General features: G+C 63.9%; 24 protein-coding genes. 16 read left to right on the top strand and 8 right to left on the bottom strand.

Translation table 11 applies throughout. The annotated features are described in order from the left end of the window. Positions 1–177 precede the first annotated feature (177 nt). Positions 178–1,674, top strand: coding sequence for a murein L,D-transpeptidase family protein (locus tag ACH79_RS12430; RefSeq protein ID WP_161851279.1), 1,497 nt, complete (start codon positions 178–180; stop codon positions 1,672–1,674). Positions 1,675–2,002: 328 nt separating this feature from the next. Beyond that, the gene (locus tag ACH79_RS12425; protein ID WP_161851278.1) at positions 2,003–2,338 is read left to right on the top strand and encodes a GYD domain-containing protein; all 336 of its coding nucleotides are present in this window, start codon (positions 2,003–2,005) and stop codon (positions 2,336–2,338) included. Positions 2,339–2,567: 229 nt separating this feature from the next. Here the strand turns inward: ACH79_RS12425 and secA are convergent, their stop codons facing one another. Continuing rightward, the gene (gene secA, locus ACH79_RS12420; RefSeq protein WP_161851277.1) at positions 2,568–5,408 is read right to left on the bottom strand and encodes a preprotein translocase subunit SecA; all 2,841 of its coding nucleotides are present in this window, start codon (positions 5,406–5,408) and stop codon (positions 2,568–2,570) included. A 346-nt stretch (positions 5,409–5,754) separates the two neighbouring features. On the opposite strand from secA, the gene ACH79_RS12415 reads away from it, so the two are divergent. From ACH79_RS12415 to ACH79_RS12405, 3 genes are all read left to right on the top strand, one after another. After that, on the top strand, positions 5,755–6,675 hold the full coding sequence (locus ACH79_RS12415; protein ID WP_161851276.1) for a peptidylprolyl isomerase: 921 nt from the start codon (positions 5,755–5,757) through the stop codon (positions 6,673–6,675). A gap of 134 nt (positions 6,676–6,809) precedes the next feature. Then, positions 6,810–8,051 carry a bifunctional glutamate N-acetyltransferase/amino-acid acetyltransferase ArgJ gene (gene argJ, locus ACH79_RS12410; protein WP_161851275.1) on the top strand — a complete coding sequence of 414 codons (1,242 nt, stop codon included), beginning with the start codon at positions 6,810–6,812 and terminating at the stop codon, positions 8,049–8,051. A gap of 15 nt (positions 8,052–8,066) precedes the next feature. After that, positions 8,067–8,477, top strand: coding sequence for a (deoxy)nucleoside triphosphate pyrophosphohydrolase (locus ACH79_RS12405; protein WP_057840427.1), 411 nt, complete (start codon positions 8,067–8,069; stop codon positions 8,475–8,477). Positions 8,478–8,580: 103 nt separating this feature from the next. Here the strand turns inward: ACH79_RS12405 and ACH79_RS12400 are convergent, their stop codons facing one another. After that, positions 8,581–9,426 carry a methyltransferase domain-containing protein gene (locus ACH79_RS12400; protein ID WP_161851274.1) on the bottom strand — a complete coding sequence of 282 codons (846 nt, stop codon included), beginning with the start codon at positions 9,424–9,426 and terminating at the stop codon, positions 8,581–8,583. A 77-nt stretch (positions 9,427–9,503) separates the two neighbouring features. On the opposite strand from ACH79_RS12400, the gene ACH79_RS12395 reads away from it, so the two are divergent. Genes ACH79_RS12395 through ACH79_RS12380 form a run of 4 tightly spaced genes read left to right on the top strand, consistent with a single transcriptional unit; the run spans position 9,504 to position 11,957 of the window. Continuing rightward, a complete protein-coding gene (locus ACH79_RS12395) occupies positions 9,504–10,313 on the top strand; it encodes a ComF family protein (protein ID WP_161851273.1) in 810 nt (269 codons plus the stop codon). Between the two features lie 29 nt (positions 10,314–10,342). Beyond that, positions 10,343–10,615: a glutaredoxin 3 gene (gene grxC, locus ACH79_RS12390; protein ID WP_161851272.1), complete on the top strand. Its 273-nt coding sequence runs from the start codon at positions 10,343–10,345 to the stop codon at positions 10,613–10,615. Continuing rightward, positions 10,612–11,490, top strand: a complete 879-nt coding sequence (locus tag ACH79_RS12385; RefSeq protein WP_161851271.1) for a carbon-nitrogen hydrolase family protein — start codon at positions 10,612–10,614, stop codon at positions 11,488–11,490. Before grxC ends, ACH79_RS12385 begins: the two co-directional genes overlap by 4 nt. Beyond that, complete coding sequence (locus ACH79_RS12380) at positions 11,487–11,957, top strand: DUF1178 family protein (protein ID WP_161851270.1); 471 nt, start codon at positions 11,487–11,489, stop codon at positions 11,955–11,957. The genes ACH79_RS12385 and ACH79_RS12380 overlap by 4 nt, the downstream gene beginning before the upstream one ends. A 108-nt stretch (positions 11,958–12,065) precedes the next feature. Here the strand turns inward: ACH79_RS12380 and ACH79_RS12375 are convergent, their stop codons facing one another. The 3 genes from ACH79_RS12375 to ACH79_RS12365 form a co-directional block, all read right to left on the bottom strand. Then, positions 12,066–12,965 carry an EamA family transporter gene (locus ACH79_RS12375; RefSeq protein ID WP_161851269.1) on the bottom strand — a complete coding sequence of 300 codons (900 nt, stop codon included), beginning with the start codon at positions 12,963–12,965 and terminating at the stop codon, positions 12,066–12,068. Positions 12,966–13,103: 138 nt separating this feature from the next. After that, positions 13,104–13,871 (bottom strand): bifunctional 2-polyprenyl-6-hydroxyphenol methylase/3-demethylubiquinol 3-O-methyltransferase UbiG, encoded by a 768-nt coding sequence (gene ubiG / locus ACH79_RS12370; protein WP_161851268.1) that lies wholly within the window; start codon positions 13,869–13,871, stop codon positions 13,104–13,106. Between the two features lie 3 nt (positions 13,872–13,874). Further along, positions 13,875–14,354, bottom strand: coding sequence for a PH domain-containing protein (locus ACH79_RS12365; RefSeq protein WP_161851267.1), 480 nt, complete (start codon positions 14,352–14,354; stop codon positions 13,875–13,877). 175 nt (positions 14,355–14,529) lie between these two features. Between ACH79_RS12365 and ACH79_RS12360 the strand changes: the two genes are divergently transcribed. From ACH79_RS12360 to ACH79_RS12340, 5 genes are all read left to right on the top strand, one after another. After that, entirely contained in the window at positions 14,530–15,783 is a 1,254-nt protein-coding gene (locus ACH79_RS12360) for an aspartate kinase (RefSeq protein ID WP_161851266.1), read from the top strand. Between the two features lie 323 nt (positions 15,784–16,106). After that, positions 16,107–18,374, top strand: coding sequence for a phosphoenolpyruvate--protein phosphotransferase (gene ptsP, locus ACH79_RS12355; RefSeq protein ID WP_161851265.1), 2,268 nt, complete (start codon positions 16,107–16,109; stop codon positions 18,372–18,374). Positions 18,375–18,430: 56 nt separating this feature from the next. Continuing rightward, positions 18,431–19,510, top strand: a complete 1,080-nt coding sequence (gene prfA, locus ACH79_RS12350) for a peptide chain release factor 1 (RefSeq protein ID WP_161851264.1) — start codon at positions 18,431–18,433, stop codon at positions 19,508–19,510. Then, on the top strand, positions 19,507–20,382 hold the full coding sequence (prmC, locus tag ACH79_RS12345; RefSeq protein ID WP_161851263.1) for a peptide chain release factor N(5)-glutamine methyltransferase: 876 nt from the start codon (positions 19,507–19,509) through the stop codon (positions 20,380–20,382). The genes prfA and prmC overlap by 4 nt, the downstream gene beginning before the upstream one ends. A gap of 490 nt (positions 20,383–20,872) precedes the next feature. Next, entirely contained in the window at positions 20,873–21,613 is a 741-nt protein-coding gene (locus ACH79_RS12340; protein ID WP_161851262.1) for a DUF4167 domain-containing protein, read from the top strand. Positions 21,614–21,971: 358 nt separating this feature from the next. On the opposite strand, the gene ACH79_RS12335 is transcribed toward ACH79_RS12340, so the two are convergent. Together ACH79_RS12335 and ACH79_RS12330 are read right to left on the bottom strand one after the other, a co-directional pair. Beyond that, on the bottom strand, positions 21,972–23,000 hold the full coding sequence (locus ACH79_RS12335) for an IS110 family transposase (protein WP_161849768.1): 1,029 nt from the start codon (positions 22,998–23,000) through the stop codon (positions 21,972–21,974). Between the two features lie 170 nt (positions 23,001–23,170). Continuing rightward, positions 23,171–23,926, bottom strand: a complete 756-nt coding sequence (locus ACH79_RS12330; protein ID WP_202639225.1) for a methyltransferase domain-containing protein — start codon at positions 23,924–23,926, stop codon at positions 23,171–23,173. Positions 23,927–24,046: 120 nt separating this feature from the next. On the opposite strand from ACH79_RS12330, the gene gloB reads away from it, so the two are divergent. Together gloB and ACH79_RS12320 are read left to right on the top strand one after the other, a co-directional pair. Continuing rightward, positions 24,047–24,814 carry a hydroxyacylglutathione hydrolase gene (gene gloB, locus ACH79_RS12325; protein ID WP_161851261.1) on the top strand — a complete coding sequence of 256 codons (768 nt, stop codon included), beginning with the start codon at positions 24,047–24,049 and terminating at the stop codon, positions 24,812–24,814. Continuing rightward, the gene (locus tag ACH79_RS12320) at positions 24,814–25,245 is read left to right on the top strand and encodes a cupin domain-containing protein (RefSeq protein ID WP_371419388.1); all 432 of its coding nucleotides are present in this window, start codon (positions 24,814–24,816) and stop codon (positions 25,243–25,245) included. The genes gloB and ACH79_RS12320 overlap by 1 nt, the downstream gene beginning before the upstream one ends. Positions 25,246–25,331: 86 nt before the next feature. Here ACH79_RS12320 and ACH79_RS12315 read toward each other — a convergent pair whose 3' ends face one another. After that, the gene (locus tag ACH79_RS12315) at positions 25,332–26,198 is read right to left on the bottom strand and encodes a DMT family transporter (protein ID WP_161851260.1); all 867 of its coding nucleotides are present in this window, start codon (positions 26,196–26,198) and stop codon (positions 25,332–25,334) included. Positions 26,199–26,247: the final 49 nt, after the last annotated feature.

Here is a 26,247-nt window from a genome sequence, read left to right as displayed (position 1 = left end):
TAGGCCGCGGGGCCGGTCTTTAAATTCTGTTGACCATGCCTGCCGCCGCAGCCGCTGGACGGTCTCGTTCGGGTTGCGGCGCAGAAGGTCAAAGGATACTATTTTACGCAATGGCTTCAGGGCATGTTCGCTGTGATTTGGGGTGCGAAAATGTCCGGTGGGTGTGGAGCTTAGCCTTTGATTAACCGGTCGCTGGTTCGCGCGCTCGTCACGTCGGCTGCCCTCGCAGGCACGGGCGCATTGCTAGCCGGCTGCAATGGCGAGGACATGTCGCTCGCCAATAACGCCAAGGCCAACCAGCCCGTCCCGCCAAAGCTGGTCGCCGACATGACGGCGAAGGACATGGATCTGCAATCCCCGATCCTGGTCCGCCTGTTCAAGCAGGAAGCGGAACTGGAGATCTGGAAGCAGGACCGCTCCGGCCGTTTCGCGCTTCTGAAGACCTACCCGATCTGCCGCTGGTCGGGCGATCTCGGTCCCAAGATCAAGGAAGGAGACCGCCAGGCGCCGGAAGGCTTCTATTCGATCTCGCCGGCGCAGATGAATCCGCAGTCGGCCTATTATCTCTCCTTCAACACCGGCTATCCCAACGCATTCGACAAGGCGCTGGGACGCACCGGCTCACAGTTGATGGTGCATGGCGACTGCTCCTCGCGCGGCTGCTACGCGATGACCGACGAGCAGATCGCGGAAATCTATTCGCTGGGCCGCGAATCCTTCTTCGGCGGCCAGAAATCGTTCCAGTTGCAGGCCTATCCGTTCAAGATGACGCCGGCCAACATGGCCAAGCACCGTAACAACCCGAACATGCCGTTCTGGAAAATGATCAAGGAAGGCAATGATCATTTCGAGGTGACCAAGCAAGAGCCGAAGGTCGATTTCTGCGAGAAGAAATACGTGTTCGATGCAGCCAAGCCGCCGAACGCAACGCGTGACCTGGTGTTCGATGCTTCGGCCAAGTGCCCGGCCTATGTAATCCCCGAAGAAATTGCCAACGCCGTGCGCGATAAGCAGGCCACCGACCTCGCCGAGACCGCGCGCCTGATCGCCAAGGGAACACCGGTGGCGCGGACCAACACCGGTATCGACGGCGGCATGCACCGGGTGTTCGCCGCCCGCGTGCCCGAGGGCAGCACCGGTCTTTCCGAACCCGGCGATGGCTCGAGCCTGTCGCTGATGGCACGGGCGCCCGGCACCGTTCCTTCCCACGTCAATCCGCCGAAAGCCCCCGCCGATCGGGCCCCGTCCGAGAATTTGCTGATGGGCGCGCCGGAACAGCCGAAGCTGGTCGCCGCGCCGGCCGCCGCACCTGCCCCCGCCCCGACACGGGTGGCGAATGCAGCGCCGGCAGCCACGAACCAAAATGATGGGTGGTTCTCCAATCTCGCTCGCAAGGTCGGGTTCGGCGGCGGCGCAGCCGACGCCACCGCCAGCACGCCGCCGTCAAAGCCGAAGGCGGCCGAGGTCAAGCAGCCGCCGCGTCCTGAAGCGTCCGCGCCCAAGACCACGGCACCGAAGCCCGACACCAAGCACGCTGCCGCAACAACCCGCCCGCCGCTGAAGCCGTCGCTGTCGGATGCTCCGGCTACGGCCGCCAAGGACAATCAAGTCTCGGGCTCGGCGCCGATCATGTCGACGAACTCGTTCGACAGCCGCTTCGGGGCGGTGAAGTAGGAAGCGCGACGCGCTCTCACTGCACACAGCGAAAACTGTCATGCCAGCGAAAGCCGGCGATCCAGCGCCAGCCCCTGAACTGAAGCGGTACCAGATCACCCGCAGCGTCTCACCTCAGGTGATCGTTGGCCGAAACGGCGAAGTTGATGTAGCCTGATGACAGGCCGCCAGCGGGCAGTGCCGAAGGCCCGTCGGAGTATCAGCGGCCTCGTGCCCACGGCGGGGCCGAAATCCTTCATCTCCAGGTTTTGTGCCGGCTCGTTTTTCATTTGAGCTGGAAGAGAGGCGAACGCCTCATCGATCAAACACGCCCTGACAGGAGGACATCATGCATTTCTGTATGACGGCGCAATACACCCCAAAGTCCCTCACCGGCATTTTGGAAAATCCCACCGTCAGTCGCTACGAAGCAGCGAAGAAGTTGATCGAAGCTGCCGGCGGCAAATTGATCTCGATGTATAGCACCGCGGCCGAAGGGCCCGGCGTTCTCGTCATCTTCGATGTGCCCGATCCCAATTCGGCACCGGCGATATCAGGCACGGTGGTCGCCTCCGGCGCCATCCACAATGTGCACCTCACTCGCTTGTGGACGCAGGACGAAATCATGCAGGTCCGGCAAAAAGCGGTCCAGCTTCGTGGCTCGTACAAGCCGCCCGGAGGCTAAATGCTCGGTGATGTCGCCGGCAATGGTGCTGGCGGCTGTCGAACATCATCATCAAACATTGGTGCGGGCGATGACCTGCCAGCAATGTTGTCGTGGGGAAGACAGCGGAGCTATTGAATTGGAATCATATGGTGGGCAACGCACAAGCGTGCCCACCATCCAAGATTCGATTGCGTCTTGCGGCACGGCGCTGCAGCGCCTCTGCCCACCCTGCTGATTCAGCGCGAACCTAACCGTACTTGCCGTGGCAGTGCTTGTACTTCTTGCCGCTGCCGCAGGGGCAATCCTCGTTGCGGCCGACCTTGCCCCAGCTGGCGGGGTTTTTCGGATCGCGATCGGCAGCCGCGACCTGGGGCACCAGCGAAGCTTTGGCGAACGCCATCTCGTCCTCGCCGGTATTGGGATCGAACTTGTGCGCCTCCATCGCCGGCAGCACCGGCTGCTGCTCTTCCGGCGGCACGATCTCGACGCGCATCAATTGCGCCGTCACCGCCTCGCGCAGATGCGCGATCATCGCCTCGAACAGGCTGAAGGCTTCCGACTTGTATTCCTGCAATGGATCGCGCTGGCCGTAGCCGCGCAGGCCGATCACCTGGCGCAGATGGTCGAGCATGATGAGATGCTCGCGCCAGAGGTGGTCCAGCGTCTGCAGCAGGATGGTCTTCTCGACGTAACGCATCACGTCGGGGCCCCATTGCGCGACCTTGGCCGCCATGCGCTCGTCGACATGCTTCTCGATGCGCGCCAGCAATTCCTCGTCGGCGATGCCCTCTTCCTTGGCCCACTCGTCGACCGGCAGATCGACATCGAGCACGCGCTTCAATTCGTCCTTGAGGCCGGCGACATCCCACTGCTCGGCATAGGCATGCTCGGGCACGTGCTTGGCGACGACGTCGTCGACAAAGGCGTGACGCATGTCGGCAACCGTCTCGGCGACGCTGTCGTCCTTCATCAGGTCGATGCGCTGGTCGAAGATCACCTTGCGCTGGTCGTTCTGGACGTTATCGAATTTAAGCAGGTTCTTGCGGATGTCGAAGTTGCGGGCCTCGACCTTCTGCTGCGCCTTCTCCAGCGCCTTGTTGATCCAGGGATGGATGATGGCCTCGCCCTCTTTCAGGCCGAGCCGCTGCAGCATGCTGTCGAGCCGGTCGGAGCCGAAGATCCGCATCAGGTCGTCTTCCAGCGACAGGAAGAACTTTGAGCGGCCCGGGTCGCCCTGGCGGCCGGAACGGCCGCGGAGCTGGTTGTCGATGCGGCGGGATTCGTGGCGTTCGGAGCCGATGATGTAGAGCCCGCCGGGCTTGGTCACGGTCCTGGCCGGCTTCGAACCCTTGGCTGGCTCGACCTCCACCACTTCCTCGGCCTTCAGCACGATCTCGCGGAAGCGCTCGACGTCGGCCTTGATCTGTTCGATCTTCTTGGCCTTCTCGGCCTCGTCGGCAATGTTGGCGGTCTCCTGCTGGATCCGCATCTCGAGCGAGCCGCCGAGCTTGATGTCGGTACCGCGGCCGGCCATGTTGGTCGCGATCGTGATCGCGCCGGGCACGCCGGCTTCGGCGACGATATAGGCTTCCTGTTCGTGGAAGCGCGCGTTCAGTACTGCGAACAGTTTTGCGGGCTTGCCGGCCCGCGCCGCGGCATAGAGCTTCTCCATGCCGGATTCGCCGCCGAAATCGATCTGCTTGTAGCCGTTCTTTTTCAGATAATCGGCCAGCACTTCCGACTTTTCGATCGAGGCGGTGCCGACCAGCACCGGCTGCAGCCGCGCATTGGCGCGCTGGATCTCCGCCAGGATCGCGGCGTATTTCTCGTTCTGGGTGCGGTAGACCTCGTCATCCTCGTCGAGACGCGCCACCGGCACATTGGTCGGGATTTCCACGACCTCGAGCTTGTAGATGTCGAACAGTTCGTCGGCTTCGGTCGCGGCCGTACCGGTCATGCCCGACAGCTTTTCGTACATGCGGAAATAGTTCTGGAAGGTGATCGAGGCCAGCGTCTGGTTTTCCGGCTGGACCTGGACGTGCTCCTTGGCTTCCAGCGCCTGGTGCAGGCCTTCGGAATAGCGCCGTCCGGGCATCATGCGTCCCGTGAACTCGTCGATGATCACGACTTCGCCGTCGCGGACGATGTAGTCCTTGTCGCGGGTGAACAGCGAGTGGGCACGCAGCGCCTGGTTGACGTGGTGCACGACCGAGACGTTCTCGACGTCGTAGAGCGACTCGCCCTTGAGCTGGCCGGCGTCGCGCAACAGCGTCTCGATCTTCTCCATGCCGCCTTCGGTCAGCGTCACCGTGCGCTGCTTCTCGTCGACCTCGTAGTCGGTCTTCTTCTCCAGCCTCGGCATGAAGGTGTCGATGGTGTTGTAGAAGTCCGAACGGTCGTCAAGCGGGCCGGAGATGATCAGCGGCGTGCGCGCCTCGTCGATCAGGATCGAGTCGACTTCGTCGACGATCGCGTAATAGTGCCCGCGCTGGACCATGTCCTCCAGCCGGTACTTCATGTTGTCGCGCAGATAGTCGAAACCGTATTCGTTGTTGGTGCCGTAGGTGATGTCGCGCGAATAGGCGTCCTTGCGCTCGGCGTCATCGAGGCCGTGCACGATCACGCCGACCGTGAGCCCGAGGAAATTGTAGATCTGGCCCATCCATTCGCTATCGCGGCGGGCGAGGTAATCGTTGACGGTGACGACGTGGACGCCGCGGCCGGCGAGCGCGTTCAGATAGACCGCCAGCGTCGCCACCAGCGTCTTGCCTTCGCCGGTCTTCATCTCGGCGATGTCGCCCTCGTGCAGCACCATGCCGCCGATCAACTGGACGTCGAAATGGCGCTGGCCAAGAGTGCGCTTGGCGGCCTCGCGAACGGTGGCGAAGGCCGGAACCAGGATGTCGTCGAGCGTCTTGCCCTCGGCGAGTTGCTGGCGGAATTCGGCGGTACGGGCTTTGAGCGCCTCGTCCGATAGTTTCGAGACCTCGGGCTCAAGCGCGTTGATGGCGTTGACTCGGGACTGGTACCCCTTAACCCGCCGGTCGTTGGCGGAGCCGAAAAACTTGCGGGCGAGCGCGCCGATCATGCCAATCCTGCCTTTGCCGTTACTTGCGTTGCGCCGTGACGTGGTCCACCAAGTTGCCTATCAACTCACCGTGACGCATCGCGGCAAACACCCCGTTCCCGGGGGCCATCCGCCTAATGAGTGGGAATTAAGCAATCCAAGGTTCAACAGCAAAAAACGCAGCAAAATAAGCGCTATCGCCGCTGGAGGTTCCGGCACAGATATGGCTGGGTTGGGGCCTTGTCAACGTGGGTCCATCTGTCAGGGAATTCATCATTTTGACAGACTTTTCGCGTTGCCAAGGCCGCATGATTGGGCGAGTGTCCCGCCGCCTTTGCCGCCCCCTTCTTCAAGACAAGGATTTTCCATGACCACCTCGTTCCCGGAAACGAAAACCGGCCTGCGCTTCGGCACGGCCACCTTGGCCGCAACGGCCTGCCTGGCTGCGATTCTGGCCGCCAGCCTGCCGGTTCGTGCCCAGGACAACCCCGTTCTCGCCAAGGTTAACGGCGTGGAGATCCGCCAGAGCGACGTCGCGCTCGCGGAGGAGGAACTCGGCCCCAGCCTCGCGCAGATGGATCCGGCGACCAAGAAGGACAATGTGCTGGCCTTCCTGATCGACCTGAAGATCGTCGCCAAGGCCGCCGAGGACAAGAAGGTTGAGAATTCCGAAGACTTCAAGAAGCGCCTGGCCTTCACCCGCAGCCGCCTGCTGATGGACAGCCTGCTCGCCACCGAGGGCAAGGCTGCGACCACCGATGAGGCCATGAAGAAGGTCTATGAGGAGGCCGCCAAGCAGATCACTGGCGAAATGGAAGTCCACGCCCGGCACATCCTGGTCGAGACCGAGGACGAGGCCAAGGCGATCGCGGAAGAGTTGAAGAAGGGCGGCGATTTCGCCGAGCTGGCGAAGAAGAAGTCCAAGGATCCGGGCGCCTCCGATGGCGGCGATCTCGGGTTCTTCACCAAGGAACAGATGGTGCCGGAATTCTCCGCCGTCGCCTTCACGCTCGAGCCCGGCAAGATCTCCGACCCCGTGAAGTCGCAATTCGGCTGGCACCTCATCAAGGTCGAGGAAAAGCGGGCCCGCAAGGCGCCCGACTTCGAGCAGGTCAAGGCGCAGATCGAGACCTATGTAACGCGCAAGGCACAGGCCGAATACGTCGCCAAGCTGCGCGAAGCCGCCAAGGTCGAGCGCATGGACAAGCCGGCGGAAGCCGCCAAGACGGACACCAAGCCGGATGCCGCGAAGCCCGCGGATTCCAAGATGGCGCCGGCGAAGAAGTAAAAAATCGCTGTCACTTCTTCGAGACCGATAGTATTTACCGTTGTCATGGCCGGGCCGAAGCGCCCGGCCGTTTCATGTCTGGGGACGAGTTGACAGCCCCGGCTACGGTTGACCTGGTCGAACAAGGTGCTCGCATGTCCGCTTCCGTCTCTCCCCTCGCCCCGACCGATGTCCCCGACATGCCCGCGATTTCGGGCGTGAAGCTCGCGACCGCCGCCGCCGGCATCCGCTACAAGAACCGTACCGACGTGCTGCTCGCGGTGATGGACAAGGGCACCACGGTCGCCGGCGTCTTCACCAAATCGAAATGCCCCTCCGCGCCGGTGGAGTGGTGCCGCACCAAGCTCGGCCGCGGACAGGCTCGCGCGCTGGTGGTGAACTCCGGCAATGCCAATGCATTCACCGGCAAGACCGGCAAGCAGTCGACGGCGCTGACCGCGCAAACCGCAGCAAAGGCAGTCGGCTGCTCGACCTCCGACGTGTTCCTCGCCTCCACCGGCGTGATAGGCGAGCCGCTGGACGCCACCAAATTCGACGGCGTGCTGGGGACACTGGCTGACACTGCCACACCCGACCACTGGATGGACGCCGCGAAGGCGATCATGACCACCGATACCTTCCCGAAGGTCGCAACCGCCACGGTGAAGCTCGGCAAGGCCAAGGTCACCATCAACGGCATGGCCAAGGGCGCCGGCATGATTGCTCCCGATATGGCCACTATGCTGTCCTTTGTCTTCACCGACGCGCCGCTCTCGTCCGCCGTGCTGCAGTCGCTGCTCAAGAGCGGCGTCGAGGACACCTTCAACGCCATCACCATCGACAGCGACACCTCGACATCGGATACGCTCTTGGCCTTCGCCACCGGCGCGGCTGCGGCCGACGGGGCGCCGAAGATCAGCCGCGCCAGCGATCCGCGCCTGAAGGCTTTCGCGAAAGCCTTCCACGAGGTGCTGGCGAATTTGGCCGAACAGGTCGCCCGTGACGGCGAGGGCGCGCGCAAGCTGGTCGAGGTGGTCGTCGAAGGCGCGACCACCAAGACCTCGGCGCGCAAGATCGCGATGTCGATCGCGAACTCACCGCTGGTGAAGACCGCGATCGCCGGCGAGGACGCCAATTGGGGACGCGTGGTGATGGCGGTCGGCAAGGCCGGCGAGCCCGCCAACCGCGACAAGCTTTCGATCTCGTTCAACGGCATTCGCGTCGCCAAAAGCGGCGCGCGCGATCCGTCCTACAACGAGGCTGAGGTCTCCGAGGTGATGAAGAACCCGAAGATCCAGATCAAGGTCGCGCTTGGCCTCGGCAAGGGCCGCGACCGCGTGCTGACCTGCGACCTCACCAAGGAATATGTCGCGATCAACGGCGACTACCGGTCCTAAGCGAGACAGCGGCGCATGGCAGACATCAAGCTTACCCTCGTCGTCGCCTGCGCCCTCGTCGATACCGACAAGCGCGTGCTGATCGCGCAGCGCCCGCAAGGCAAGGCGCTCGCTGGCCTCTGGGAATTCCCCGGCGGCAAGGTCGAGCCCGGCGAGCGGCCGGAGCAAACCCTGATCCGCGAACTGCATGAAGAGATTGGCATCGACGTCAGCGAGCCGTGCCTCGCGCCGCTGACATTTGCCAGCTACGCCTATGACAGCTTCCATCTGTTGATGCCGCTCTATATCTGCCGGCGCTGGGAAGGCACGGTAATCGCCCGCGAGGGCCAGCAACTGGCCTGGGTCCGCGCCAACAAGCTGCGCGACTATCCAATGCCGCCCGCGGACATTCCGCTGATCCCGCATCTGATTGATTTGCTGATGTGAGGCCTGTGGTCGGCGGCTCCTGCCACGACACAAAATCGCGAAAACAACCCCATGCAAAGTAGAATGGGCCCCACTCGCGGCTTTCGCCGACGGGAATTGCGCGTCAATCGCGCTTTGCCCGCTGCACCGCCGCCTCGAGACTCGCTTTCGCCGACCCCGGCCGCAACGGCTTTTGCTGGCTCTCATGCGGCGCCCAGCCGGACAGCCAGATCACATCGAAGGTCGCGCGGATGCGGCCGTCGGGATCGGAAAAACGTTCGGCATAAACTTGCGCCATCCGTAGCATGGTAGCGCGGCGGGTCGGCGTTCGGCGTCGCTCGATCAGAATATTGGTCGCCCCCATTCGGCGGAGATCGGCCATCAGCGCGAACGCGCTGTCATAGCGCACCACGACGCGGTCGACGTCCGTGACCGGCAGCGCCAGCCCGACGCGCTGCAGCAGCGCACCGATGTCGCGCAAATCCGCAAATGGCGCGACGCGCGGCGATACCCCGCCCTCGCATTCGGCTTCCGCGGCAGCAAAGGATTGCCGCAGTTCGGTGAGCGTATCGCCGCCGAGCATCGCGGCGAGCAACAATCCATCCGGCTTCAACGCGCGGCGGATCTGCGCCAGTACGCCCGGCAGGTCGTTGACGAACTGGAATGCGAGCGCCGAGACGGCGAGGTCGAGAGACTGCGGCGGCAAGGACAGCATTTCCGATGGATCGGGATCAATGCGGGTGATCGACCGGAAACGATCCGCAACAGGTTTTCGCAGCAATTCGCCCGGCGTCCAGATATCGGCGACATCGGCAAAATTCCGCATCACCGCCTGCAGCCGTTCTTCAAAATCCTCTCTGACTCGATCAAGCAGAAACGTCACCGGTCCGCCACGCCGCGCGCGGTCCATTCGCGCACGCAGCAGCGCGCGGTCGAACAGGAGCGGCGCGGTCGTCGGATTCGAAGCCATGCCGGTTGGTACGCTGGCTGCCCATCTCTGGCAATGCCACGCTTGAGCCGCACGCTGCACGGCGCTAGCCTCGCGCCATGGACGCCGAGGCATCACCATCACGCTCCATCTCCAGGCATTTCCGCAGCGCGCTCGGCGCCTGCCGCGACATGTTTGCACAGATCCCGCGGCTCGCGCTCGACATCGCGCTGCCGACGCAGTGCGTTTCCTGTCGCGAACCGGTGGATGGCGAGGGCGTTTGCGCGGCGTGCTGGGCGAAACTGTCGTTCATCGCGCCGCCGTTCTGTCCGCGGCTCGGCATTCCCTTTGTCTATGATCCCGGCTCCGAATTGCTGTCGATGGAGGCGATCGCCAATCCGCCGGCCTATCAGCGCGCCCGCGCCGCGGTGCGCTATGACGATGTCGCTCGCACCCTGGTGCATGCGCTGAAATACCAGGACCGCACTGATCTGGCGCCCGCGATGGGCCGCTGGATGGCCCGGGCGGGCAAGGAATTGCTTGATCAGGCCGATGTGCTGGTGCCGGTACCCTTGCACTGGCGACGCGGCTGGAGCCGCCGCTACAACCAGTCCGGCGCGCTGGCGCGGGTGATTTCGCAGCAAACCGGCGTCAAACTGACCGCTGAGGCGCTTCGCCGCATTCGCGCGACCGAGCAGCAGATCGGTCTGTCGCGGCCACAGCGCGCCAGCAATGTGCAGGGCGCCTTCAAGGTCGCCGCCGATCGCATGGCTGATATCCAGGGTCGCCGCGTTATCCTGATCGACGACGTGCTGACGTCAGGCGCCACCACCGACGCCTGTGCCCGCGCGCTGCTCCGCGCCAAGGCTGCGCAGGTCGACGTGCTGGTATTCGCGCGGGTTGTGGACAGCCACCGGGCTCCCATATAATTCAAACACTTGCCAAATCAGGGCGCGCCATGACTGCCATTGAAATCTATACCCGTCCGGGCTGCGGCTACTGCACCGCCGCCAAATCGCTGCTGACGCGCAAGAATGCCGCGTTCACGGAGCTGAATGTGGCCACCGACCCGGCCTATCGCGAAGAGATGTACGACCGCGCGGGCCACGGTTCGACCTTTCCGCAGATCTTCATCGGCACAACCCATGTCGGCGGTTGCGACGAGCTGTATGCGCTGGACCGCGCGGGCAAGCTCGACTCACTGCTGGCGGGAGAAAAGGCCTCCTCATGAGCGCTGGTTCCACCTTCACCGCCGCCATGGTGCAGATGCGCACCGGGCTGTTGCCTGAGCCGAGCCTCGAGCAGGGCACCAGGCTGATCCGCGAGGCCGCGGCCCAGGGTGCGGACTATGTGCTCACGCCCGAAGTAAGCAACATGATGCAACTGAACCGCAAGGCGCTGTTCGAGCATCTCGCCTCGGAAGCAGACGATCTCTCGCTGAAAGCCTATCGCGCGCTGGCCGCTGAACTGAAGATTCATCTCCATATCGGCTCGCTGGCGCTGCGCTATTCGCCGGAGCGCGCCGTCAACCGCTCGTTCCTGATCGGGCCCGACGGCAATCTTCTCGCCAGCTACGACAAGATCCACATGTTCGATATCGACCTGCCCGGCGGCGAGAGCTATCGCGAGTCAGCCAATTACCAGCCGGGCGAAACCGCGGTGATCTCCGATCTGCCGTGGGGCCGCATCGGACTGACGATCTGCTACGACGTGCGCTTTCCCGCGCTCTACCGGGCTTTGGCCGAAGCCGGCGCATCGTTCCTCACCGTCCCTTCCGCGTTCACGAGGAAGACCGGCGAGGCGCATTGGCACACGCTGCTCCGCGCCCGCGCCATCGAGAACGGCTGCTTCGTATTCGCCGCCGCGCAGGCCGGCATGCACGAGAACAAGCGCGAGACCTACGGGCATTCGCTGATCATCGCGCCCTGGGGCGAAATTCTCGCCGAGGGCGGCGTCGAGCCCGGCGTGTTCCTCGCCAAGATCGACACATCCAAGGTGGAGACAGCGCGGAAGGCCGTGCCGTCGCTGCAGCATGGCAGGCGCTTCGGCATCGCCGACCCCAAGGCCGGCCCGGAGCATCTGCATCTGGTCCGGGGTTCGGCATGATCCGCTACAACCTTCGCTGCGAGAAGGGCCATGCTTTCGAAAGCTGGTTTCAAAGCTCCGCGGCGTATGAAAGCCAGGAAAAGCGCAGGCTGGTGAGCTGCCCGAATTGTGGCTCGGTGAAGGTCGAGCGCGCCATCATGGCTCCGCAGATCGTCAGCAAGAAGGGCCGCGAGCAGGCCGCGCCCGCGCCGGCCGCGCCTGCGGAGGCGACGGCATCCGATTCGACGCCGCTGTTGATGGCGCAGGAGCGCGAGTTGCGCGCCAAGCTGAAGGAATTGCGCGATCACATCGTCAAGAATGCCGACAATGTCGGCGAGCGCTTTCCCAACGAAGCGCGCAAGATGCATTACGGCGATATCGAGCATCGCCCGATCTATGGCGAGGCTTCACCCGACGAGGCGCGCGCGCTGATCGATGAAGGCGTCGAGGTCTCCCCGCTGCCGGTGCTGCCGGACGACAGGAATTGACGCTCCCGTCCTCCCGTCATTGCGAGCGAAGCGAAGCAATCCATCTTCGTGCTTGTTGAGCTATGGATTGCTTCGCTTCGCCCGCAATGACGGCCGGGGCCGCTTGAATCACGCCGCCACCAATAGCGCCACGCCGATCACTATCAGCACGATCCCCGACAACTCGCGTGCCGAAATGGGCTGCTTGAACGAGTAATACGCAACGCCCTGCGCGAACAGCACCTCGACCAGCGCCAGCGTGCGCACGTTCGCAGCCGCCGTCAGCGCAAATGCCAGAAACCAGAATTGCGAGGCGAACGCGCCCATGAAGCCCGCCAGCATCGAGGGCCGCCACAGCCCGAAAATCTTCATCAGCACTTCGGGGGCGCGGGCGAGCAGATAGATCGTCAACACCAGTGTCTGCACGAACAGGCCGAACACCAGCGTGTAGGACGCCGCGGTGACGAAGGAGACGCCGGGCACGGTGATGATCGCGCCGCGGAAGCCGATTGCCGACAACGCAAAGCAGCCGGCGGCGACGAGACCGACGATCGTCGGCTTCAACTCGGCAAAGCCTTTTTCGCCGCCCGGCCGCAGCGCGGTGATGACCACGCCGATGGTCGCGATCAGGATAGCGACCACCTTCAGGAACGTCAGATGATCGCTGAGGAAGATGAAGCCGAAGATCGCGGTTTGGATCGCCTCCGTCTTCAGATAGGCCGTCGTCACCACGAACGAACGATCGTTCATCGCCAGCAGCATCAGGCCGGTGGCGACGATCTGGCTCAGCGCACCAAGTAACAGCCACGGCCAGAACACCGCTGTCGGCCACGGCACGGGGTCGTCGGTCACCGCCACGACGACCGCAAAGAAAATAACCGAGAACGGAAAACCGAACAGAAAGCGGATATTGGTGGCGCCCCAGGTCCCGAGCGGCCCTGTCAACGACCGCTGCATCGCATTGCGGGCGACCTGGCCGAGCGCAGCGATGAGGGTGAAGGGAATCCAGAGCGAGGCGATGGTGAGCATCGGGAATACCGGCGGGGAGCTGCCGCACCGTGCCGGGCGGGATGGGTCAGGTCAACCGAAGCGGCGTCATGACTGGATTGCGCGCCGCAAAATCGGTGTCGTCCCTGCGAACGCAGGGACGACGACAGTCGGAGCTGACTACACCCCCTCCGCCACCACCATGTAGTTCACGTCCATGTCGGACGAGATGCTCCACCGGTCGGCGAGCGGGTTGTAGACCACGCCGGCCTGCTCGGTGATGGTGAGGCGATTGTTGGCGAGATGCTGGGCAAGCTCGTCCGGCGTGACGAACTTGTCCCATTGATGGGTACCGCGCGGCAGCCAGCGCAGCACATACTCCGCGCCGACGATCGCGAGCGCAAAGCTCTTCCAGTTCCGGTTCAGCGTCGAGACCACCATCAACCCGCCCGGCTTGACCATTGCCGCACAGCGGGTGAGGAACGCGCCGACATCGGTGACATGCTCGATCACTTCCATCGCCAGCACGATGTCGAAGCGCTCGCGGTGGTCCATCTGCTCGACGGTGGCGCAGCGATAGTCGATCGACAGATGGCCCTTGTCGGCGTGCAGCCTGGCGGCGGCAATGTTGGTCGCCGACGGATCAATCCCGATCACCTGCGCACCCAGCCGCGTCAAAGGCTCGCACAACAGGCCCGCGCCGCAGCCGATATCGAGGATCCGCAGGCCCGACAGGCAGCTCAGACTCCGGGCATTGCGCTCGAACTTGCGGCATGCGGCATCGCGGATATAGCCGAGCCGCAGCGGATTGATCTTGTGCAGCGGGGCCATCTTGCCCCTGGGGTCCCACCACTCGTCGGACAGTTTTGAGAATTTCGCGACCTCGGCCGGGTCCACGGTCGAGCCGGTGGCGGAACGGCCGGCGGAAGAATTTTGCTGCATGGCCATGATTTACGTGCCGGCCGGTCGCGCCGTGATGGCATTGCGAAATGCCAGCGGCGAAGCAATGGTGTCGAGGGTCTTGCCACCCTCGCCGACTCCCAAGACCGTTACGTCGCCGTAGTTGAGGATGCGGCCGAGGATGCTCTGGTTGACGTCGACGCTCTCGACCTTGTCCACACTCATCTCGAACGTCTGCCGCTGAACAAAGCCGGTCTTGTGGACGACACGGAAATTGGTGACGTCGGTCTCGGTGGTCCATCGATGGAACCAGGCGGTGACGGTTTTGTACAACGCAGCGATGGCTGATATCCCCGCCAGCGACAGACAGATCAGGACGGATGGGCCCGCTGGCACCATACCCGAGAGCACCAGGAATACGCCCGCCACAATCCAGCCGATGATCGCCGGCAAGAAAAATATCCAGTGCGCGTTGGTCGAATACAGCACCTTCTCGCCGGGTTGCAGGATTTCGTCGATATACCGGCCCATACGCTCGCCCTGAATTAACCCGCTACCACAGCAATTTGCGCCATTTTGGGTCGAAAACGGAACCGGGGGTGCTTGCCCCGGACCGCGCTGCTATGTATACGCCGCTTTCGACCCGGGCGCTCCACTTTCCGTGCGGGTCACCTAACTTATCCTCACAGGGAATGCACGCGTCGTCATGGGCCGCCTCGTGATGAAATTCGGCGGCACGTCCGTCGCCAATATCGACCGAATCCGCAACGTCGCACGTCACGTCAAGCGCGAAGTCGACGCCGGACATGATGTTGCCGTCGTCGTCTCGGCCATGGCCGGCAAGACCAACGAACTGGTCGAATGGTGCCGCGATGCCTCGCCGATGCATGATGCGCGCGAATATGACGCCGTGGTGGCATCCGGCGAACAGGTGACCTCGGGCCTGCTCGCGATCGTGCTGCAGGGCATGGGCATCCAGGCCCGCTCCTGGCAGGGCTGGCAGATCGCGGTCAAGACCTCCGATGCCCACGCGTCGGCGCGCATTCTCGATATCGACGGTACGGAAATCATCAACCGGTTCGGCGATCGCAAGGAAGTCGCCGTCATCGCCGGCTTCCAGGGCATCAATCCGCAAACCAACCGAATCACCACGCTGGGGCGCGGCGGTTCTGATACCTCGGCGGTGGCGATTGCCGCCGCCATCCGGGCCGACCGCTGCGACATCTATACCGACGTGGACGGCGTCTACACCACCGATCCGCGGGTGGTTCCCAAGGCGCGGCGGCTCGACAAGATCGCCTTCGAGGACATGCTGGAACTCGCCTCGCTGGGCGCCAAGGTCCTGCAGGTGCGTTCGGTGGAACTCGGCATGGTGCACAACATGCCCGTGTTCGTCCGTTCCAGCTTCGACAAGCCCGAGGATATCGACCCGCACGGCACCCCGCCGGGCACGCTGATCTGCAGCGAGGAGGAAATCATGGAAAGCCACGTCGTCACCGGCATCGCCTTCTCCAAGGACGAAGCCCAGATTTCGCTCCGCCAGATCGAGGACAAGCCGGGCGTCGCCGCCGCGATCTTCGGCCCGCTGGCGGATGCCAATATCAATGTCGACATGATCGTGCAGAACGTGTCCGAGGACGGCAAGACCACCGACCTCACCTTCACCGTTCCGGCCTCCGACTATAACCGCGCCCGCGACACCATCACCTCCTCCAAGGGCAAGATCGGCTATGCCCGGCTCGACAGCGCCACCGACGTGTCGAAAGTCTCGGTGATCGGCAGCGGCATGCGCAGCCATGCCGGCGTCGCGGCGAAGGCGTTCAAGGCCCTGTCCGAGCGCAACATCAACATCCGCGCCATCACCACCTCGGAGATCAAGTTCTCGGTGCTGATCGATGCCGCCTACACCGAACTCGCGGTGCGCACGCTGCACACGCTCTACGGGCTGGATCAGACCTAGCACGATTTTCTCTCAAATTTAGCGCATCGTGGATCGCCAAACCGGCCTGGTTTGGCGGATCTCGGCTTCGCGGGCGCAGCATCGGCCCTGACACACACGTTATTGCTTCTGGCAGGCGTTTTGCTTGGCAAAGCAAGCCTCGATTGGCTATACGGCCTGTGAGGTGGGTTGCCGCAAACTGCACCAAGGTTTTGGCGATCCCGATTCGGCGGGGATCACGTGCCTGCGGCAGCGCCGAATGAATAAAATTGTAGTATTTCGTGTGTTTCACGCCAGCTACCGGCCACCCGGCGGGCGGGCCTCGCGGGGGAGGATACCAGCATATGCGGAGCACGTCGGGAGGTCCCCGCGTCTTGTTGAGACGGCTCCGCGAAACCATGGCGGAGAAGGTCTCGGCCCAGGAGCGCCTGGACAAGATCGTGGTGCTGATCGCGGCCAACATGGTGGCCGAGGTCTGCTCCTGTTACGTGCTGCGCATCGATAACACGCTCGAACTTTATGCCACCGAGGGTTTGAACCGCGACGCAGTGCACCGCACCGTGCTGAACGCGCATGAGGGCCTCGTCGGCCTGGTTGCGAGCGAGGCGAGCCCGCTCAATCTCTCCGACGCGCAAAGCCATCCGGCGTTCTCGTTCCGCCCGGAGACCGGCGAAGAAATCTACCATTCGTTCCTCGGCGTGCCGATCCTGCGCGCCGGCAACACGCTCGGCGTGCTTGTCGTGCAGAACCGCGCCAAGCGCACCTATGTCGAGGAAGAGGTCGAGGCGCTGCAGACCACCGCCATGGTGCTGGCGGAGATGATCGCCTCCGGCGAACTGGCGGCGCTGGCGCAGCCCGGCGCGGAACCGGCGGCGCGGCATTCCCTGCACAAAACGGGTGCGATCCTCTCCGACGGCATTGCGCTCGGCCATGTCGTCCTGCACGAGCCGCGCGTCGTCATCACCAATTACATCGCCGAAGACCTGCCGAAGGAAATCAAGAAGCTGGATGCGGCGCTGGCCAAGCTGCGCGCCGATCTCGACCGCATGCTGGAGCGCGGCGACGTTGCCGAAGGCGGCGAGCACCGCGAGGTGCTGGAAGCCTACCGCATGTTCGCCAACGACCATGGCTGGTCGCACAAGCTGCACGAGGCGGTCGCCACCGGCCTCACGGCGGAAGCCGCCGTCGAACGCGTGCAGTCCGATACCCGCGCCCGCATGCTGCGCTCGACCGATCCTTATTTGCGCGACCGCCTGCACGACCTGGAAGACCTCGGCCATCGCCTGATGCGGCAACTGGTCGGACAGGATCATGCGCCCTCGCGCGAACAGCTTCCCGAAAACGCCATCCTGATCGCGCGCGCGATGGGCCCGGCGGCGCTGCTCGACTACGACCGCAAGCGGCTGCGTGGACTGGTGCTGGAGGAAGGCACCGCCAACTCGCACGTCTCGATCGTGGCGCGTGCGCTCGGCATTCCCGCCGTCGGCGAGGTGCCGAACGCGCCCGGCATTGCCGATCCGGGCGACCCTATCATTGTCGACGGCACGTCGGGCTCGATCTATATCCGCCCCTCGGCCGAGATCGAATCGGCCTATGCCGAGCGGGTGCGGTTCCGCGCCCGCCGCCAGGCGCAATATGCCGCGCTGCGCGACCTGCCCTGCGTGACCAAGGACGGCCAGAAGGTCGAACTGATGATCAATGCGGGTCTCGTCATCGACCTGCCGCATATCGACGACACCGGCAGCGCCGGCATCGGTCTGTTCCGCACCGAGTTGCAGTTCATGGTCGGCCAGAGCCTGCCGCGCTCTTCTGACCAACTCGCGCTTTATCGCACCGTGCTCGATGCCGCCGGCACCAAGCCGGTCACGTTCCGCACCCTCGATATCGGCGGCGACAAGGCGCTGCCCTATATGGAGGCCGTGACCGAGGAAAATCCCGCGCTCGGCTGGCGCGCCATTCGGCTCGGGCTCGACCGGCCGGGATTGCTGCGCGGCCAGATTCGCGCGCTGCTGCGGGCCGGCGGCGGCCGCGCGCTGAAGATCATGTTTCCGATGATTTCCGATGTCGCCGAATTCGACCAGGCCAAGGCCATCGTCGAGCGCGAGTTGACCTATCTGCGCCAGCACGGTCATGCGCTGCCGGAACGCATCGACGTCGGCACCATGGTGGAAGTGCCGGCGCTACTTTACCAGCTCGACGAACTCTTGAAGAAGGTCGACTTCGTTTCGGTCGGGTCGAACGACTTGTTCCAGTTCATGTTCGCGGTCGACCGCGGCAACGCGAAAGTTTCCGATCGCTTCGACACCATGTCGGCGCCGATCTTGCGGGCGCTGCGCGACATTGTGCGCAAGGCGCAGGCGGCGAACAAGATGGCGTCGCTGTGCGGCGAGATGGCCTCAAAGCCGCTCGGCGCGCTGGCGCTGATTGCGCTGGGTTACCGCTCCCTGTCGCTGTCGGCGACCGGCCATGGCCCGGTGAAGGCGATGATTCTCGACCTCGACGCCAAGAAGGCCGAGGCTGTCATGATGCCGCTGCTTGACGCACCGGCCGGTAGCGTCTCGATCCGGCAGAAGCTGACGGAATTCGCGGAAGCCGAGGGGCTGTCGTTGTAGCGAGGCTCTGTCCCGTCAACGCCGCCTTTCCGCATTCGCCGCCTGAGAACAACGCCATGCTACCCGAAGCCAAACTCGATATCCTGCTCGCCCACCACGCTTCGCTCGAGGCCGAGCTGCTTGGCCAAGTGAACTCCGAAAAATATGTCCAGATCACGCGCGAGCTCGCCGAACTCAATCCGCTGATCGACGCCGTAAAGGCCTATCGCGCGGCGCGGGCCGAGATCGCGGGCGCTGAATCGCTGCTGGCTGATGTTGCCACCGATCCCGAAATGCGCAGCATGGCCGAAGCCGAGCTGGAGTCGCTGCAGGCGCGCATAGCCGAGCTGGAGCAGAAGATCCGCGTGGCACTGTTGCCCAAGGACGCCATGGACGACCGCAACGTGATGCTGGAAATCCGCGCCGGCACCGGCGGCGACGAGGCCTCGCTGTTCGCCGGCGACCTGTTCCGGATGTATGAGCGGTTTGCCGCCTTGCAGGGCTGGAAGGTCGAGGTGATCTCGGCCTCGGAAGGCACCGTCGGGGGCTTCAAGGAAATCATCGCCGAGGTGCAGGGCCGCGGCGCCTTCGCCAAGCTGAAATTCGAATCCGGCGTGCACCGCGTGCAGCGCGTGCCCGATACCGAAACGCAGGGGCGCATCCACACATCGGCGGCAACGGTAGCGGTGCTGCCCGAGGTCGAGGATGTCGATGTCGACATCAAGAACGAGGATTTGCGGATCGAGACCATGCGCGCGCAAGGCGCCGGCGGCCAGCACGTCAACAAGACCGAATCGGCGATCCGCATCACGCATATTCCGACCGGCATCGTGGTCATGATGCAGGACAGCCGCTCACAACATAAGAACCGCGCTTCCGCGATGAATATCCTGCGCTCGCGCATCTATGACGCCGAACGCCAGCGCGTCGATGCCGCGCGCTCCGCCGATCGCAAGGAGAAGGTCGGCTCCGGCGACCGAAGCGAGCGCATCCGCACCTATAATTTCCCGCAGGGCCGCGTCACCGACCATCGCATCAACCTGACGCTCTACAAATTGCCGCAGGTTATTGCAGGCGAATCGCTGGGCGACTTGATCGACGCGCTGACGACCGAGCACCAGGCCGCGCAACTCGCGGCGCAAGGCGCGGCGGCGTGAGCAACAAACTCACTGTCGAAACCGCACGGCGCGCCCTCGCCGCGCAACTCAAAACCGCCGCCATCGAATCCGCCGAACTCGACGCACGGCTCTTGACCGGTCACACGCTCGGACTCGACCTGACCGGCATCATCACGTCTGCACAGCGTCAGCTCACGCCGGAGGAATCGGCGCGCCTCGAGCGCTTCGCCCGCCGCCGTCTCGCAGGCGAGCCGGTCGCCCGCATTATCGGCCAGAGGGAGTTCTGGGGTCTGCCGCTGCAACTCTCGGCCGCGACGCTGGTGCCGCGGCCCGATACCGAGACGGTGGTCGAACTGGCGCTGGAACTGCTGCGCGCCGGCGGAAGCCTCCATCGTCCGTTGCGCATCGCCGACCTCGGCACCGGCTCCGGCGCGATCCTGCTCGCGCTGTTGTCCGAATTGCCGGCGGCGCAAGGATTCGGCACCGACATTTCGGAGGCCGCCTTGCAGACCGCCGCCGCCAACGCGGCGCGGACAGAACTATCGGAGCGCGCAACGTTCGTCGCCTGCGACTATGCGAGCGGATTAGCCGGCCCGTTCGATCTGATCGTTTCGAATCCGCCCTATATCCGCACGGCGGAAATCGCCCATCTGGACCAAGAGGTCAGGAAGCACGATCCCCTGACTGCACTCGATGGCGGTGCCGACGGGCTGGATGCCTACCGCGCGCTGATTCCCCAAGCGGGGGTGCTTCTGGCCCCAGGCGCCGTCCTGGTTGTGGAGGCCGGAGAGGGCCAAAGCGGCCCCATCCAGGCGCTTATGGTGGCTGCGGGGTTAATGTGCACAACCAGCCCCAAGGCCGACCTGGCGGGCATTCCGCGGGCGGTCGCGGGCCACAAAATGGCCCGATAAAGTCCCTCTGGAACGCAAAAAAACCCCTTGGAATATTCCCCGGGAGCGACTACGTTCCGGCCACAACATCGGTCCAGGGTCGCTGGCCCCGTAGATCATGCGGGTGAGGCCAGAGTTCTCGAAACGAGAGCCCTCCGGGTGAAAGGTTCCAAACACAGGTCGAATCGAGCGCAATAGCTGGAGCTGTGCTGCTCTCGACCGTAAAGCGAACGAAAGCCTGATATTGCGCTTGAAGACTTACGCAACAGCCACTCTCGCGAAGCCGTCACGCAAGACGATTAGGCTGGTTTTGGCAGGCTGAATGATTTGGTCCGGCGGGCGAAGGTACGCCGCCGGTTGGGGAACGCGTCTTTGCTGAACGCGATGGTTGGCGAAATCGACGACATGAAACTGAACGGCATCGTGATTCGGTGCGCATGAGCGCGCGCCGGATCGGATCAGGCTAGGACGGCAACTGCATAACTTTCAGGGCTGGAATTAAAGGCGAGACATGAGAAACGGTCAGAACAACAAGCGGATGCGTAACCGGAATAACAACAATAACAACAATAATAACCGGCGTGGTCAAAACCCGATGACCCGGGTGTTCGAATCGAACGGACCCGATATCAAGATCCGCGGTACCGCCTCGCACGTCGCCGAAAAATACGTTCAGCTGGCGCGCGACGCGCGCTCTTCCGGCGACCCGGTCGCGGCCGAGAACTACTACCAGCACGCCGAGCACTACTTCCGCCTGATCGCCGCCGCCCAGGAGCAGTTCCGGCAGAACCAGCCGCAACCGCGCGTCGACACCGAAGTACAGCCGACCGAAGACGGCGACGACGAGGGTGAGAGCTTCTCGCATTTCGGCCAGGAGCCGGGCTTCGTGCCGCAGCAGCCGCAGCCCTATATCCGCGACAATAATCAGCGTGAGCAGCGCGGCGACAACCAGCCCTATCAGCGCGATCAGCAGCCGCGCGAGCATCATCGCGATCGCGAGCATCGTCAGCAACCGCAATATCAGCCGCAACAGCCTCAGCCGCAGCCGGTGGTTGCCGATACCGGCGGTGTCGATCGCCTGCCCTCCTTCATCACCGGCCCGCAGCCGCAGGTGAATGGCGCGCCTGGCGGGTATGAAGAGGGCCGCGGCGAGCGTTTCCCGCGCCGTCGTCGCCGGCCGCATGGCCCGCGTCCCGACAGCATGGCCGCACCTGCCGCGCCGAGCGAAGATTTCAATCCGGGGAACGAGTAGGCACTCGTCTTCGCAGGGTGGGCAAAGCGCAAGCGTGCCCACCAAACCTTCCGCAAAATCCGAGATGAATTGGTGGGCACGGCGCAAACGCGCCTTTGCCCACCCTTCTGTAACGGGCCTCGATTAGTCAATCCCTTTGCGTTGTCCGCCCGCCGGGGTCTTGCTTCTGTACGGGGTCGGCGCAGGGCCGCCACCTGATGGGGTTGGAAGAGGATAGGTCGACCAATCTACGTTGTGCGTGCTCACGAGGGCGACCTGGTGGGCAACGGCCTGACCTGATCCATCGTCCCGGCGAAGGGACTTCGCTTCGAGAAGGCCTGGTGTTGTGACCCGCCCGAAAACTGTTGTGTCTCTCCTGTTAGGCTGCGGCAGCAGCGGCGTTAAAGGGTGTTCCGTCGGCGAGCATGCGATGCATGATCACCGCGAGCCGGCGCGCCAGCGCCACTTTGGCTTTGTTCGTGCCGGCGCGCCGTTTGATCCGCATGGCCCAGCTCTTCAATTGCGAACAGCCTTTGACCGGCTTGGTCAGCATGACGTTGGCGGCTTCGTAAAGCACCGTGCGCACCGAAGCATCACCGATCTTGCTGATCCGGCCGGTGTAGTCGGTCTCGCCGGATTGATGCTTCTTCGGGGTCAACCCGAAATGGGCTCCTGCCTGCTTCGACGATTTGAACCGGGCTGGATCGTCGATCGCGCTGGCATAGGTTAGCGCCACGATTGGGCCGACCGCCGGGACTGACGTCAGCAGCCGTGCTTGCATGTCGGATCGCACCATCCTGCGGATCTGCTTCTCGAAGGCTGCGAACTCGGCCCGCAGCACTGTTCGCACCGCTAGCAGCGCCTTGGCGATCGTTTGCAGGTGCGGGTGGCCCGCCACGAGCTCCTCGATCCGTCCCGCGAACGTCTGCCCGGTCGTCTTGCCAACCTTCAGGCCAAAACCGCGCAGGATCCCGCGCAGACTGTTCTCCACGTCGTGAAGCTTCGATTGCACCAGCTTGCGCGCCGTCAGCAGCGATCGGGTCTCTTGCGCACTCATCGATTTGCAATGCACTGGCCGGAACCAGCCCAGCCGCATCAGTTGCGCGATGCCGCGGGCATCGTTGCGATCCGACTTGACCGGCATCGCCTCGAACGCCTTCCGCACGTGCCGCGTCTCCAGCAGTTCCACGGCAAGGCCGGCTATCTTCATGGCCGCAAACAGCCATTGCGACAATGGTCCGGCCTCCAGCCCGATCCGCTCCAGGCCGAAGCCCAGCGAACCGAACCAGGCGATTAGGGCTTGCGGCTCGCTCGCCACCTTGGCCTCGCGCACGATCTTGCCATTGGCGTCGACAACGCACACGCTCGAGCATTCCAATGACACGTCGATTCCGGCATAATGCTCCATGGTCGTCTCTCCTTGATGCTTGGAGCGAGGCTCATCCCTCTGACTCCGTAACACCATCAATGTGAGGGACGACCGCCCGCCTTCCAGGCAGGTCGCGCGAAGCGCGCCACCCAACACCGCCGTAGCAAGCGCGGCTTGCCTGGAGGGTGGACCGGGGCCCGTTACCCCATCTACGATCCCTTCAGCTTGTCCCGCGTCGCCGTCGACGACGGGACCAGCACCGGCTCCAGCGAGGGTATCAGCCGCGTGCGTTCGCGGCCCGCGGGGATCGCGCGATAGACCTGCTTGGTCGCTTCCACGATATGCACGCCTGCAAACGGCAGCGACAGCGCGGCGCCGACGCGCTCCCACGCCATCGCCGAGCGCAGAAACCAGCCATTGCCGACCGGCGGCAGAAACAGCGCTTCACCCCACGCCGCCGGCGTGAACCAGGTCTGCCGCAGCAATTGCGTGATCTGCGCGCGCGAATAGGGCCGCCCGTGGCCGAACGGCGTATTGTCGGTGCGCGTCCACACGCCGCGCCGGTTCGGGATGACGGCGATCAGGCGGCCGGACGGCGCCAGCACCCGCCACACCTCGCGCAGCAGGCGCTCCGGATCGTCGGACATTTCCAGCGCATGAACCAGCAGGATGCGGTCCACCGCGGCGTCCGGCAGCGGCATTGAAAACTCATCGATCAGGGTCGCCAGCGCCGGCCGCGCCGTCGGCCATTTCAACACGCCCTGCGCCGCCGGCATGAAAGCGATGCAGCGCTCGGAATCCTCGCGAAACAGGCCGAGATAGGGCGTAGGATAGCCGAGGCCCAGCACGCGCTGCCCTGCCGCGTTGGGCCAGCGCGCCCGGATACCGCGGTTGATCAACTGCCGCGCGACGATGCCGAGGCGCTGCGAATAGAAATCGCGAAGATCGATGACGTCGATGGTCATGCGCGCAATCTACCACACCGTGTTACATTGCGGCGCACCGAAAATGGCATTGCCGCGCAAGCGTTAACGCCATATTTCTTGGAATTAGTGGGGGCTGAAGGTCCTAACTACGGAGCGATCATGGCCGCGGAAATTCGTACTTTCACCTGTCTCAGCGACAATTTCGGCTATTTGATCCACGATCCCGCGACCAAGGCCACCGCATCGATCGACGCGCCGGAAGCTGGTCCGATCCTCAAGGCGCTGGAGCGCGAGGGTTGGACGCTGACCGATATCCTGATCACCCACCACCATCACGACCATGTCGGCGGCGTCGCCGAACTGAAGCAGAAATATAACTGCCGCGTCGTTGCACCGCACGACAAGTCCACCAAGATCGCCAATGTCGACCTGCGCACCGGCCATGGCGACGTCATCAAGGTCGGAAGCCTGCTGGTGCGGGTGCTGGAAACGCCGGGCCACACGCTCGACCACATCTCCTATGTATTCGACGGCGAGAAGGCGGTGTTTGCCGCCGACACGCTGTTCTCCATCGGCTGCGGCCGGGTGTTCGAGGGCACCTATCCCATGATGTGGGATTCGCTGCTCAAGCTGCGCGCGCTGCCGGACGATTTCAAACTCTATTGCGGCCATGAGTACACGGCATCGAACGTCAAGTTCGCGCTCACGGTCGACGGCGACAACCCCGCGCTGAAAGCACGCGCAGAGGAAGTGACGCGGCTGCGCGCCGAGAACAAGCCGACGATCCCGGTACTGCTGGGCGAAGAGAAAAAGGCCAATGTGTTCCTGCGCGCCGACGAACCGTCGGTGGCGGCGAATCTGCACATGAAGGGCGCCAGCGCCGTCGAAGTGTTCGGCGAACTCCGCGAACGCAAGAACAAGTCCTGATGGCGCTGCCGAAAGAAGCCGCCGACATCATCGCGCGGCTCGACCTCAAGCCGCATCCCGAGGGCGGCTACTATCGCGAAACGTTTCGCGACGAAAGCGTCGACAGCGACGGACGTTCACGATCGACGGCGATCTATTTCCTGCTGGCGCGCGGCGAACGCTCGCACTGGCATCGCGTCGATGCCGTGGAGACCTGGCACTATTACGCCGGCGCCGCGCTGACGCTACGGATCGCAGACGGCAGGGGCCAACGCACCGTGAATCTCGGCGCAGATCTCGCAGCCGGTGAAGCGCCGCAGGCGATCGTGCCGCCGCATGCGTGGCAATCGGCCGAGAGCAACGGCGACTGGACGCTGGTCGGCTGCACGGTTGCTCCCGGATTTGAGTTTGCGAAATTCGAGATGGCACCGAAGGGCTGGGAGCCGACGTGAAATCGTAGGGCGGGCAAAGCGCGGCGTACCCACCATTCTCAACCGCGAGCGCAGAACGATGGTGTGCACGCTTCGCTTTGCCCAACCTACCTCTTCCAAACCATGTCCTTCGCCGCGATCAGGCCGCCACCGGCGATCAGGATCGCGGCGATGGCGATCGCGGCCGTCGGTTGCGCAAAGCCCGCGAGAATCAGAAACGCCGTCGAAAGCAGCGGTGTCGCATAGGACGCCGCGCCGAGCACGCGAATATCGCCGCGCTTCATGCCGATGTCCCAGACGAAGAACGCCGCGCCCACCGGGCCGACGCCGAGCGCGATGATCGCAAGCCATTGCCCGATCGTTTCCGGCCATACCGTGATCTCGACCATGCTGTGAACCAGCGCGGCGAGCAGCGCGGTGGCGAGGCAGAAGCCTGCCACCGCATCGGTCGGTACCACCTTGAGCTTGCGCGACATCACCGAATACGCCGCCCAAACAAAGGCGGCGACGAAGGCGGCCGCCAATCCCGGGATCTGGGTCGGCGTGAAACCGCTGGTATTGCCGGCAAACAGCAGCACCGTACCAGCGAGCCCGAGCAGCGCACCGATGATGTGATGCAGAGCCAACCGTTCGCCTGGCAAGAGCGAGGAGAACAGCACGATCAGAAGCGGCCAGAGATAGTTCAACAGGCCGGCTTCCGCCGGCGGTGCAAAGCGAAGCGCGAGGAAATAGAGCGCGTGATAGCCGAACAGGCCGCCGACACCGACGACCCAGGCGACTACGGGCTGCTTGAGCGCGCCGAAGGCAGACGGCCGGAACAGGAAGCTCGCAAAGGCAACCAGAGCGCCGATCGCAAACGTCATCGCTGCAAGCTGGAACGCCGGGATCTTTCCGGTCGCAACCGTGAGCACCGACAGCAGCGACCACATCAGGATCGCGGTCAGTCCGACCAGGGTGGCGGTACGTGGAGTCATGGGCAGAGTTCTCTCGTCATGGCCGGGCTTGTCCCGGCCATCCACGTCT

This window comes from Bradyrhizobium sp. CCBAU 051011, assembly GCF_009930815.1.
In the GTDB taxonomy this organism is placed as follows: Bacteria; Pseudomonadota; Alphaproteobacteria; order Rhizobiales; family Xanthobacteraceae; genus Bradyrhizobium.
This window is presented reverse-complemented; position numbering and strand designations above follow the sequence as displayed.